Origin of the sequence: Methanobrevibacter thaueri (assembly GCF_015062905.1) — an archaeon.
Lineage (GTDB): Archaea > Methanobacteriota > Methanobacteria > Methanobacteriales > Methanobacteriaceae > Methanocatella > Methanocatella thaueri_A.
On sequence record NZ_SUTK01000044.1, the window covers coordinates 1 to 12,126 of the forward strand.

The 12,126-nt window shown below is 32.5% G+C and carries 12 protein-coding genes and 1 pseudogene; 5 read left to right on the top strand and 8 right to left on the bottom strand.

The features are described 5' to 3' along the window. Nucleotides 1–562 precede the first annotated feature (562 nt). Nucleotides 563–1,117: a manganese efflux pump MntP family protein gene (locus tag E7Z79_RS07700; protein WP_303739380.1), complete on the top strand. Its 555-nt coding sequence runs from the start codon at nucleotides 563–565 to the stop codon at nucleotides 1,115–1,117. 767 nt (nucleotides 1,118–1,884) lie between these two features. On the opposite strand, the gene E7Z79_RS07705 is transcribed toward E7Z79_RS07700, so the two are convergent. From E7Z79_RS07705 to E7Z79_RS07720, 4 genes are all read right to left on the bottom strand, one after another. Then, nucleotides 1,885–2,778, bottom strand: a complete 894-nt coding sequence (locus E7Z79_RS07705) for a hypothetical protein (protein ID WP_303739381.1) — start codon at nucleotides 2,776–2,778, stop codon at nucleotides 1,885–1,887. A gap of 190 nt (nucleotides 2,779–2,968) precedes the next feature. After that, complete coding sequence (locus tag E7Z79_RS07710) at nucleotides 2,969–4,048, bottom strand: tyrosine-type recombinase/integrase (protein WP_303739382.1); 1,080 nt, start codon at nucleotides 4,046–4,048, stop codon at nucleotides 2,969–2,971. A gap of 343 nt (nucleotides 4,049–4,391) precedes the next feature. Further along, on the bottom strand, nucleotides 4,392–4,778 hold the full coding sequence (locus tag E7Z79_RS07715; RefSeq protein WP_303739383.1) for a type II toxin-antitoxin system VapC family toxin: 387 nt from the start codon (nucleotides 4,776–4,778) through the stop codon (nucleotides 4,392–4,394). A 4-nt stretch (nucleotides 4,779–4,782) separates the two neighbouring features. Beyond that, entirely contained in the window at nucleotides 4,783–5,019 is a 237-nt protein-coding gene (locus E7Z79_RS07720) for an AbrB/MazE/SpoVT family DNA-binding domain-containing protein (protein ID WP_303739384.1), read from the bottom strand. 322 nt (nucleotides 5,020–5,341) lie between these two features. On the opposite strand from E7Z79_RS07720, the gene cas2 reads away from it, so the two are divergent. Then, on the top strand, nucleotides 5,342–5,611 hold the full coding sequence (gene cas2 / locus E7Z79_RS07725; RefSeq protein WP_303739385.1) for a CRISPR-associated endonuclease Cas2: 270 nt from the start codon (nucleotides 5,342–5,344) through the stop codon (nucleotides 5,609–5,611). A 1-nt stretch (nucleotide 5,612) separates the two neighbouring features. After that, nucleotides 5,613–6,609: pseudogene (cas1, locus tag E7Z79_RS07730) on the top strand (CRISPR-associated endonuclease Cas1). A gap of 344 nt (nucleotides 6,610–6,953) precedes the next feature. Here the strand turns inward: cas1 and E7Z79_RS07735 are convergent. From E7Z79_RS07735 to E7Z79_RS07745, 3 genes are all read right to left on the bottom strand, one after another. Then, on the bottom strand, nucleotides 6,954–7,715 hold the full coding sequence (locus tag E7Z79_RS07735) for a hypothetical protein (protein ID WP_303739386.1): 762 nt from the start codon (nucleotides 7,713–7,715) through the stop codon (nucleotides 6,954–6,956). Between the two features lie 540 nt (nucleotides 7,716–8,255). Then, nucleotides 8,256–8,408 carry a hypothetical protein gene (locus tag E7Z79_RS07740; RefSeq protein WP_303739387.1) on the bottom strand — a complete coding sequence of 51 codons (153 nt, stop codon included), beginning with the start codon at nucleotides 8,406–8,408 and terminating at the stop codon, nucleotides 8,256–8,258. A gap of 18 nt (nucleotides 8,409–8,426) precedes the next feature. Next, nucleotides 8,427–8,981 (bottom strand): flavodoxin family protein, encoded by a 555-nt coding sequence (locus E7Z79_RS07745; RefSeq protein ID WP_303739388.1) that lies wholly within the window; start codon nucleotides 8,979–8,981, stop codon nucleotides 8,427–8,429. A 292-nt stretch (nucleotides 8,982–9,273) separates the two neighbouring features. Between E7Z79_RS07745 and E7Z79_RS07750 the strand changes: the two genes are divergently transcribed. After that, complete coding sequence (locus E7Z79_RS07750; protein WP_303739389.1) at nucleotides 9,274–9,735, top strand: hypothetical protein; 462 nt, start codon at nucleotides 9,274–9,276, stop codon at nucleotides 9,733–9,735. A 205-nt stretch (nucleotides 9,736–9,940) separates the two neighbouring features. Continuing rightward, a complete protein-coding gene (locus tag E7Z79_RS07755) occupies nucleotides 9,941–11,116 on the top strand; it encodes a cytosine permease (RefSeq protein ID WP_303739390.1) in 1,176 nt (391 codons plus the stop codon). Nucleotides 11,117–11,351: 235 nt separating this feature from the next. Here E7Z79_RS07755 and E7Z79_RS07760 read toward each other — a convergent pair whose 3' ends face one another. Further along, on the bottom strand, nucleotides 11,352–11,573 hold the full coding sequence (locus E7Z79_RS07760) for a hypothetical protein (protein WP_303739391.1): 222 nt from the start codon (nucleotides 11,571–11,573) through the stop codon (nucleotides 11,352–11,354). Nucleotides 11,574–12,126: the final 553 nt, after the last annotated feature.

The following is a 12,126-nucleotide window of genomic DNA, read 5'->3' on the forward strand; positions in this document are numbered from 1 at the left end:
GCTTGCAGCCATATTCTCATATCTGTTGTATATTTCAGGAGTCATGTTTCCTGATTTTTCCCTTTGGGATTCCCAAAGTCCTGTTCTGACAATTCTGCTGTTGAGTGTAAAATCTCCGAATTTGCATACATCAAATAAGTCTTTCATAAGTATTGTTTTAATTGAAATGATATAAATAATTAACAAAAATCTCATTTTTCAAAAAGAGTCCTTTAAAAATATTCATGAATTTTTAATTTGAAGCTTTGGAATTCAGGATTTTGATTTTAAAAGCATACATTCATAGGATATCATATAATCTTAAATATTGTTTTTCATTTTTGAATAGAATGTTTTGAAACTTATTGTCTGAGTTTGGAATATTGCATAGGATTAGTAAAATTGCAGGGATTAAAAACTGTCTGTTTTAAATATAGGTAGTGTACAATACTTTAATTGGGAAATAACTTAACTGATATTTCCCACAACCGACTGCGCGAAAGATTAGGTGGGATAAACTCTTGCCTAATCTCCTTCATTAAAAAAATAATTATAAATAAAATAATTTACATATCATTAGTCAATGTCTTTTAATCTCATTTCAACATTTCTAATTGCTGTTGCCCTTGCAATGGATGCATTCAGCGTATCCATGACTAAGGGATTTACACAAAAGCAATTGACAAAATCACAGATACTGTATTATGGACTATTTTTTGGAGGATTTCAAGCATTAATGCCCATTTTAGGATTCTTCTGTGGCAATGTAATTGCAAGTATCGTTGAATCCCTTGCATCAATAATCGGTTTTATCCTTCTTCTGGCCATCGGGCTTAATATGATTCGTGAAAGCCTTACCGGTGGCGATGAAGAGATTACAGATCATTTTTCCTTCAAGGAGGTCACCCTTCTTGCAATTGCAACCAGTATTGATGCTTTTGCAGTCGGAATTACAATAGCGCTCCTGAAAGATCCGATATTGATATCCTCAGCAATCATCGGAATTGTTGCATTTGCGTTCAGCATTGCAGGTATATTCCTTGGCAAAAAACTTGGAAACTATGTTGGTGACAAATTCCAAATTCTTGGTGGAGTCATCCTCATCCTGATTGGAATAAAGATACTGTTAGGACTTTAAGTCATATTGCACTTGATGAATTCATGTGGGGAGCATGAAATTTTAATATTTTTGACACTAAAATTTTTAAAAAATCAATTTTTTAAAGAAAATAGTGAATGTGAACTAAGACATATAGATGGTATTGTCAATATTTACATGTTTTGAATTTTGAGGATATTGTTGCTGAAGACCGGAAATAAAAAAATTTAATAAATTTTATAAAAATTAATAAATTTCATTGTCAAAAAAGAAGTAACGTGAGCAATTTTTCCAAATGACAGACATTAATTATTAAAATATTACTAAATGGATTTATACTCTTTTAATAAATAAATAGATGGATAATTATGTACTATATTGATAACAAAATGCTATAATCGATTATTTTTACTAAAATTCTTGTTAGTGTAATATTACCATAGTCGGAAGAGTATTTCCGTATATAGTCCTTAAATATATATTAGTAGATATTTATATAAAAGTAGTTATAATAGATATTTACCTACAATATCTATAAGTAGTAATTATATATTAATCCTATTATACAGAAAGAAGTAATATATGCATTATCCATATTTCTGTATTTCCATATATACAGAAAGTAGGTAAATATATACTATCCATATATACAGAATGTACTAGTTATACTTATATTACCACTAATGCTCAAGTAATATTGATAAAATGCTATAAATCAACTGCTCCATATATATCAAGCTATTAATATATGACATTTTCTTTAAATTTTGTTATTTTTTAATAAATTTCATGAAAATTTATAAATTTCAGCGCCGATTATGATATTTAATAAATCTTACAAATCTCAATACGATGAAGAACAGTATCGCAACGAAAACAACAAATGCCACTAAGACCAACAATATTGTCAGATTCTCAAAATTGGATTTTTGAACTCCATAGGTAACAGAACCAATCTTTTGATAATTTGGAGCGATAGGAATCTTTGATCCCTCATATTTGGTATTGTTGAAGATAACATTGTCAAAACAGTCCGTATTGTTCCTGTCTACCAGGGATCCGTCATCATTTGAAATATAAATGTCTGTAGTGTTGCCTTCTGCAGTGCAATTGAAATCATAAACAAAGATGTCACGTCTATTAAGACCATATACATCTGACTGGGCCAATTCTATCATGTTTTTAACATTATCTGTAGAATTTGAAGTAATATTTCCTTTTCTGGAATACTCATACTTGTTTGGCATGGAAATATATTCACCAGGTTTGAGCTTTCCTGTTTTTAGCATATCATTGGTTGCAAAACCGTAATTTCCATTAGGAGCCTTGATGATAATGTGTCCCCTTTTATACGGCTTTTTTATATTCTGAATTTCTTGAAGAGCGTATGTGGATATGCTGAAATCATCAGAAATCATTTCTGTAGCGATATTTTCACATTTCTGATTATCCTCACCGTCATCAATGCCGCCCAATCCTATAACCCAGCCATCATTAGTGACAATTACATGGTTAAAATAACCATGCTCTGTTTTATATTGTTTAACTGCAGGATGGCCATGCCAATCAACCTGTTCGATGTAAATATCTGCAGTCAGATTGGCATCACGCCTATAAGACATGACAGTGTCATTTCCTTCCAATTGTAACACAACAGAACAACAGCCAGATTCATCAGTTTCATCTAAAACAACGGGCAATGCATCGGTATTTTGTGGAGAATGTATAGAATAAATTCCACATATGGAAATAAACAATATAAAAATACTCAATACAAAAAATTTTTTCTTTAAATTCATACAAATCAATAATTAAAATCTCTTATTAATATATTTGATTAATGTAGTATTTAAATTAGATTAATTTAGTATTGAGTTGATAAAAAATCAATTATAGAAACCTATTGGAATTTGCCTTTAGCTTATGTTTCATTTGCTCACGGTCAATGTGGATATACTTATCTGTTGTTTGAGAGTTGGAATGGCCTGCAATAGACTGTACCTCTGCAACTGTCAATATTTCAGCATAATGGGACAGTGCAGTATGTCTTAGGATGTGGACACTGACATTTTTAGTGTAGTTTATTGGGCAGTCAAATCCCTGGGTGCTTATTCTCTCATCGCATTCACGGGCATGTTTTTTTATGATGTCCTGAACTGCACGTTTTCCTATTCTTTTTCCTTTGATGTTTGTGAACAGCTCTTCACGCATCCTTTCTTCATCAGCTTTTTTTCGCTGAATGATTGGCCTGTATACACCGTTTGTATTTTTCCGGAGTTTTGTGGTGCGTTCTCTCATCATGTCATTCAAGCTTTCTAGAGTATCATAGGTAATGAATGTCGTACGGTCCTTCAGCTCACCTTTGGTGGTTTCTGCACGTAGATAAACATCAATGAACTCGTTTGTGTCCTCAGGCATTACATAAAATCCGTCATCATCAAGAGGAACCTGAATATCGGTTTTGTTTAAGAGGACCAGTTCCTTAAGCCTCATTCCGGAATCAATAAAAGTCCTGCAAATTGCATAATCTCTAATGTTGCCGCTTTGTTTGATTGTATCTAAAAAGAAATTTGATTGCTGCCATGTTAGAGAGATTTTTTCGATTCTTTTTTTGGCAGTTTCAGGATCTTCCGCTTTCACTTCAATGATATCCTTCATTTTGATGGTTTCATGCTGGATTTCTTCCTGAACGTCCTCTGAGTTTATGAATTCCAAAATGTTCATCATATAGGTTTTTACAGTAGTCCTCTTGTTGCCTCTCTGCTTCAAGCAGTGTCTACGGTAATGCCTTAATTGTTTTTTCACATTTTTGTCATTTAATTCGTCTATTCCGTTAGCTTCCAGATATTCAATGAATTTGGATATATTGAATGTTTGCTTTTCGATAGTTTCCTTAGTTAAGTTTTTTACCTCTTGCTTTTCTTCCAAGTATTCATCTAGGTAGTCAGTTAGCTCATTGACTTCGATCATAAGCTTTTTGCCTCCTAAATTTCTTTACTCAAACCCTTGTTATACTATTGATTTTTTTAATATATAAAGACTTCGTATCTTTTCATTATTAACGTATATTATTACATAAAATATACGTTCTATTTATATATAAAATTCAGACAATTTGGGAGTTTCAGGAGAAATGTTGAAAGTGAGGTAATACATATACATCGAGTGGTTGAAAAATAGTATTTTCTTCAAATTTTGATTTTGTAATAAAAAAGTATGTGAAAAGTATTAATCTAATTTTCTGAAAATTGAAAAATGAAAATTTCAAAACAATATGTGAAACAAAAAAATATATTTTATAAGATGATGAAATCTAATGCACTCTTAATATTCCATCAACCTTATCAAAATCATCATCAAACGAGAGTATCTCATAAATCTGATTTTCTTTCATGGCATGAATTGCAGTACAATCCGCTAGAGACAATGTCCCATCAAATTTAAGGTAATATCTTAATGATTCTTCAAGCAATGTTTCGGATTTAAAAATTGTGAAATTGTCTTTGATGTATTTAAAAGTCATATAACCGACCTTTCCACCATGACAGCTTCCAATAAGATTTATTGATTCAATTATCATCGCTTCAGTTATTATCTTGTCTTCTGATTTTAACCTATCCAGCAATTTAATTGCATCCTCATGCCACTGGTCTTTTTCGATAATTAATGCAATGATATATGATGCATCTACAAAAATCAAAATATCACCATTTTAATCCTTTTGATCCTCTCTTTTTAATTTCAACACTATTATATGGCAATTCTTTTTTTATCATCCCAATTATATCCTCTTCAGTAACTTTTTTTTCAATTTTCAAGAGTATCCCATCCTCAGTATTTGTCCAGGATATTTCATCACCTGCAGATATGTCATAATATTTTCTAAAATCTGCAGGTACAACAACCTGATTGCTAGAACTAACTTTTGTAATTGCATACATTATAAATCACCTTTAATTATATAAAATAAAATATGTTTTATAAAGTATTTATAATTTTATTTTAGATTATGCAAATATAAAGTGAATAATAACATCTATTAAATTATTTTTCATAAGTCAATTTTAATTATAATGACTATAATTCATTAATCATTACTAATTCTTATTATTTTCATTTTATTTAAATTTAATCTAATTGTAGTTGCTTTATTAAATTGTTACAACTTTAAAAAATTGATTTTACTTAAAAATAGTATTTATAGTTACCTATCAAATAAATGAAACAATTTAAACATTGAAAAATATAACTTAACTCATGTATATGATAGCAAGTCTTGACTGCAGGTTCAAGACAAACCAGAAAAATATTGAAAATGTCCTCCAGCATTATGGCCTTCGAAAGATTCAAAGTTCATTATATGCAGGGGACTTGAGCAATGGTGAGAGAAAAGATCTCAGTGAATATATCTCAGGAATCACCAGAGAAAATGACAGCGTGCTGATTATTCCAATCTGTGAAAACTGTTACGCTAAAAAGCAAACTGCAGGACAGGAGATAAAATTCAAGAATGACTTGTATAGGGTGTATTAGGATGAAACTGGTAATAGACGGATACGGAAAGTCAATACACAAGAAAGATAACAGAATTGTCATACATGAAAAGGACCAAATCATCGATTCAATCAGGGCAAGTGAAATAAATGACATAACAGTCATAGGAAAAGGATACCTGACCTTCGATGCGCTTGATTTGATGGCCGAACATAACATTAAACTGATAGCAATCAATCCACGGGGGCAGCTCACATACACATTGGAATCCCCTGACTGGCGAAACGTGAAACTAAAAAAAGAGCAGTATAAATTAAGTGAAAATAAATTAGGTCTTGAAATTGCAAAAGAACTTATAATGTCAAAAATGAAAAACCAGAAGGCAACACTGACAACATTGAACAAGAACAAGAGGCTTAAAAGAGTCTATAATAATAGGCAGAAGATTGAAGAGATTATAAGTCAATTGAATCAACTGCCCCTAAATGGAGACAATGAGTCAGTGAGAATGAAGATAATGGGTCTTGAAGGAAAGGCATCAAACGAATACTGGAAAGGTGTGAAGCATTTCATTCCAAAAGAAATTAATTTCGAGTCAAGAACAAAAAAAACCAACGGATTTGCTTAATTCAATGCTGAACTACGGGTATGCCATCCTTGCAAGCGAGATAACCAAAAGTATACTTGTTAATGGGTTGGATCCATATTGCGGACTGCTCCACTTTGACATGGACAATAGGACAAGCCTGACTTTTGACATGATAGAGCCATTCAGGCAACAGATAGTGGACAAGACAGTCATTAGTCTAATCAACAGAAAGCAGGTCACCCTTGATGATATAGACAAGAGGAACAACACAATTAAATTGGAAGCTAGGAAATTAATCGTTGAAAAGATTCTATCAAAAGTATATTCAACAATTACATATGGCGATGAAACTCTAAGCTATTCAGATTTGATTGTGAAAGAGAGTGAAAATCTGGTGAATTCACTGTTGCACGGTGATAAGTTCAATGGGTTCTACCTGAGGTGGTGAGGAAACCTAATGGATTTTTTGCCTAGAAAATGATGTCCTCAAAATTATTGAAAAATAACATTAGAATATAGAATAATTTTCATTGATTTTGAGGAAACCCCCACTTATATTAAGTATTAAAGACGATGTCCTCACAAGTTTTTTAAAAGAAGAAATATAAATGTTTTAAATAGATATTTAAAGAGAAATTAAGTAGTGTTTAAAGCGAATGTTTTGAGTGGAAATATTCAAAACAAAAATACCTTAGACTCTGTATGTTTTCTTTTAAATATTCGGTGAATTCCTCAGTCATGTCCTGATTTTCAAGTCAGGTATTCTGTCTGAGTTAATTTTTAAGTGTGGGATTACCGCCTTCTTTTAAAAACCAGCACCGCCAACGACAGTGCAAGCATCAAAATTGGATTTCCCGTATTGCGACCAGCATCCACCTTGGCCATTCTGCTCTTCTTATTGATTGTACCTGTATGGTTTTTTGTCAAGTTATTTCTGACATCACTTTGATTTGTCGTGTTTTGGGGAGTGTTTTGTGTCTCATTTGCGGTTGAATTTGCCGTTAAGTTGCTTTTGAGGGTAATGTTTTGGAAAAATATCTTATATCCGAAGTAATTCTGATACTCGTTGATGTTTGATATGAAATTTCTGAAACTGTAGACCATTTCCGTGGTATTGTTTACTTTTAAAACGCCGTCATTCGGCACCTGAACCGTTTTTGCCTTTTCTGTAATTTTCTCATACAGGGTCTGGTTGAATCTGCTGAACTGCTTGTTGTCTGTGAACTTCCAGATCATATGCTGTGTCGCGATGACATCGCGCTGTGACTCCTCATAGAAATATACGAAGAATGTCTTGATGTTGTTGTCAACATCTCCGTCATGAACATAGAACTTGTCTCCCTTTTCGGCTGAATGCTCGCCCCATTCAATGCAGTATCCATTGTATCCGTCGCTGAAGCTGATATTTGAGTCTCCGCTTTCAAGCGCTTCGGTCATAGGTTCGTCTGATATGTACTGGGTGGGGTTGTCCACAGCGGTCGTGTTGTTTCCGGCCATGACAGGGCTTATTGCCATAATCAGTATTGCCAGAAGGAGAAGTAATTTCACTTTCATGATTTTAGATATGTTTGCTATTGTATAAATTATTTGTCACTTTGAAGTCAAGCTAATTTTTTTTGACTTCCTGTGATGGTATAAGCCGGCAGGGTGTTATATCTTATCAAAGATTCCTCTCAAACTTGAATAATTTTGAGTGGAAATATTCAAAACTCTGTAAAATTTTACAAACTCATTTTTTCAACATTGACCGGTGCAATCTCATCATATTATCAAATAAAGTTTTAAATATTGACTCTATCTGAAGAGGGCATAGACGGTTGTCTGACAAAATCGACAATCTAAAACACTAATTGAGAGAAATCAAAAAAATAGCTGGAAGTGTCTCAAAATCAAAGATAATAGAAGAATTGCTTAAAAAATAAGTTTTAGGATAGGATTTAAAATCCTAATAATCCTAATATTATTGAAATGACAAATATGATTACAGCCACTTTTAATAATGTTTTTAATCCTCGATAAAAAGCGTAAATTATCAAGAATATGATTAATATGCTAATGATATACATTATCATTTTTTAACCTCCAAATGTTGGTTTAATTACTCCATTTTCTGCTGAGTTCCTTATCAGAGAACTCGCTATACTCTTTACAAACCTTATACTTCTCAGATACATTTTCTTCAAAGAATTTTAAACAGTAATCCTTTTTAGGACTATAATTCTCACAATCTTCATGGATATTGCTCATATTATCACCTTGAAATAATTAAATTAAGTTTTCGCCAAGATCTCTTGCCTTTTGCAATTGTTCTTCCTTATCCTTAATTGCTCCAGGAACATTATTGTCATCCAAATTAATGATGTCGCCGGTTTTGAATCCTAAAACTTCAAAAGCTGCCATTTGAGTATTCAGTGAACCTTCAAATGCTTCTAAAGGAGCAGCACCGTGGGTTGCAATTATTGAAACTTTTTTGTTTGAAAACAATTCTGAATATTTAGGGTTCATGAAATAAGAATATAATCTGTCGATTACGAGTTTTGCCTGAGCGTTCACGTCACAGAAGTATATTGGGCTTGCCAAGATGATTCCATCGGCTTCCTCTATTTTTTGATAGATATCCTGCATATCATCATTTAAAGCACATTCAGAATCATGCTCTTTGCAGTGGTTGTCACCTTGACATGGTGTGATTGTTAATTTGTTAACATCCACAATCTCGGTTTCAGCACCTTTTGCGCTGGCGGCATCCAATGCAGCCTCCAAAGCAATTTTCACATTACTTAATTCTCTTGGACTTGTATTAATTCCTAAAACTTTCATAATAATATCTCCAAAATATACTAATATATATTTCAGCATTAATATTAATATTTTATTGCATTAAAGCATTATTGAATGGGACTTACGCTGTCGTACCAATAGCAGCGGCGAGTATTCATTAATCTTAGATAATTTGCCTCATGAATTGACAAATAATTAGATAAATATTTAAAAGAATATTATTAAAGTTTAAAATATGTTAATATTCATCATTATTCGTTAGTTTCACTTTTAATCTAGCTTCAAGCATGATGAAATATTAATTAAATATACAATATATTGGAGGTTTAATATGAACAAAAAGATATTATTGGCACTATCTATTGGCCTTGTAGCTATTGCTGCTGTTGGAACCGTATCTGCATTTGATTTGGGGTCCTTGTTTGGAGCTCCGGCAGATCAAACCGTAACCGTTGATGGGGAAAATTTCACCATTCCCGGAACATTCGAAGAAAATCTAAACGTTAGTAACAATGGAACTGCTAATGACTATTATATTTTCAAATGCACTGAATATGGAAAAGGATACACCAATGACACCAATTACATTAATATCCTGATTTCAGACTACAATACTACAGATTTGACTGAAGACTTAATTAACTATATGAACGGTACATCCAAAGACATTTCCGGGGTAAAAGGTTTCTTATATAATGATGAAAATGGATATACCTACACATTCGCCAAAGAAAACAAAGTAATTTCAATACAGTCAGATGATGAATCCCTTATTGCTCCTGTAATAGCTTAATATTTAAGCTATTATTTTCTTTTTTTAACGGATGAATTATAGAAAATCCAATTCATATCCAAAAACTATTTTTTAAATTTTATTGTAAAAAACTGTAGTGAAATTAATTCAATGTACAGTTTTGTACTGAAAATTTTTAAATATCAAATAATCCTAATTAATAATAGGTTATTTTAAAAATCAATTTTATTTTTGAGTGCAGAACATGGAGAACAGGACAGGACTTTTTACCAACATGATTATATGGTTCGGTGTTGCGATTTCGGTTTCCGAAATTCAGGCTGGAGTACAAATCGGATCCGCAGCGCCCCTTAACTCTATATGGGTTCCATTGATACTTGGACATGTAATAGGCGGAATAATGCTTTATTTCGTTGGCCTTATAGGTACACGCCTTAGGGTCAATGCAATGGAATCAATCAAATCGACTTTTGGCGATTTCGGTTCCAAGTTCTTTGCCGCACTGAATGTACTGCAGCTGATTGCATGGGTGGCGGTACTGAACGCACAGGGCGCATTGGCACTGATGGGATTGAATATACCGATATCATTTGCTCTGACATGCATAATTCTGGCCATACTTATCGCGATATGGGTTTACATAGGACTCAGGCGCACATCAAGGATTACAAGCATAATCATGATAATTCTGACAGCGCTGCTTGTAATATTGTCCGTCAGGTTACTGGGAATGAACGGATATCATTTAATGCCCATTAAGAATTCAGCGACATTGACATTCTGGAACATCTTTGAAATCTCAATTGCAATGCCTATCTCATGGCTGCCGGTGATTTCTGACTATACAAAGGATGCGGAAAGTCCAAAAAAGGCGACAGCCCTATCAGCATTAGCCTATACTGTTGCAAGCCTTTGGATGTACTTCATCGGTATTGAGGTTGTATGCATTGGAACCGTTGACATTTCACAGGCAATTCTCATTTCAGGGCTTGGCGTACAGGGAGTCATCATTCTTGTCCTATCTACAGTGACAACAAATTTCCTTGCGACAAATTCCGCAGGCGAATCCGCAAAAGCAATATTTGACAGACTGAATCCTAAAATAGCTGGAGTTATAGTCAGCTTTTTAAGTGCGATTTTGGCAATTTCAGGAATTATGGACCATTACATTTCATTTCTTTATCTAATCAGTTCCGTTTTTGCTCCAATGGCTTCTGTACTTGTGGTTTCGTTCTATCTCGGAAATGGAAACAATGATTCAAAGGACTGGTATTGGAACATATTCTCATGGTTTGTCGGCTTTATCGTTTACCAGATAACCGCAGGCTTTGATTCCATATTTTTAGGCCCTACCCTGATTGCAGTCATAGTGTCTGCAGCGTTTGCATATTCATGGATCTTAGTTAAGAAAAGAAAATGATGATTAATTGTCAGTTTTTTTGTATGATGTATATCAGAGATGATTAATTTCCAATATTTTTGCATCCTATCTGTTAATTTAACTACTGCCTTCTTTATATTTGTAGTTTCATATTCTTCATTCAATTTTAATATAGGGATAATTGATTACATTGCATATTGATATTTGGAATCCGATGCTTTAATAAAAACATGTAAAAAAAAATTTCAAAAAAAAGTAAATAAATTAGAAAAAATTAAACATAAACTGATGTGTCATAGTCATTGATGTCAAAAGTTGGTCTAATTGAATCAAGTACATGAATAGTTTCACCTGGTCTACTAATGTGAATGTGACCTCCATTATTGGATGAATCACTTTCTGAAATTTCTCCTGTTTCAACTGCATAGATTGCAGCACATGTTAATGAAAAGATTAACACTAAAATTAAACCTTGGATTATTCTTTTGTTTTCCATAATTTTACCCCCAGGAAAATCCCGATTCGCTTCAAAAACTTTTGAAGCCTCATGTAACTATTAAATAACATCATATATAAAGATTTTCGAATGTAAGTGCTTACTTGCATCTTAAATTTAAAAATAAACGAGTTAAATAACTTTAAAATTTAAATAGAATAATTCAAGGTGTTTGATGATATAATTACAGACAAATCTTTTGTAGATTAACAAAAGATGAAAAAAAAGTTTAAGGAGATTTTATCTAAATGATGCAAGAATACCATGACCTCTTCAAGGTCATGGATGAATTGCACTATTGGGTGTACTATCTTTTTTATTTATTTTTTTGCGTTTATATTTTTTATTTTGTGTTTTTTGGTGGATTTTTTAGGTCATGAATTTTTATTCAGTATACTTTTTTTATGGATTTTTAATAATTGCTTTGGGTATGAAAAATTGTTTTGGGTTTGAAAAATTGCTCTGAGTTCGTTATTCGATTACTTTTCAAATGCTCTCTCTCATTTTTTATATATGGGTAATTATAAAGGATTTATTATTCAATTAAATGTGA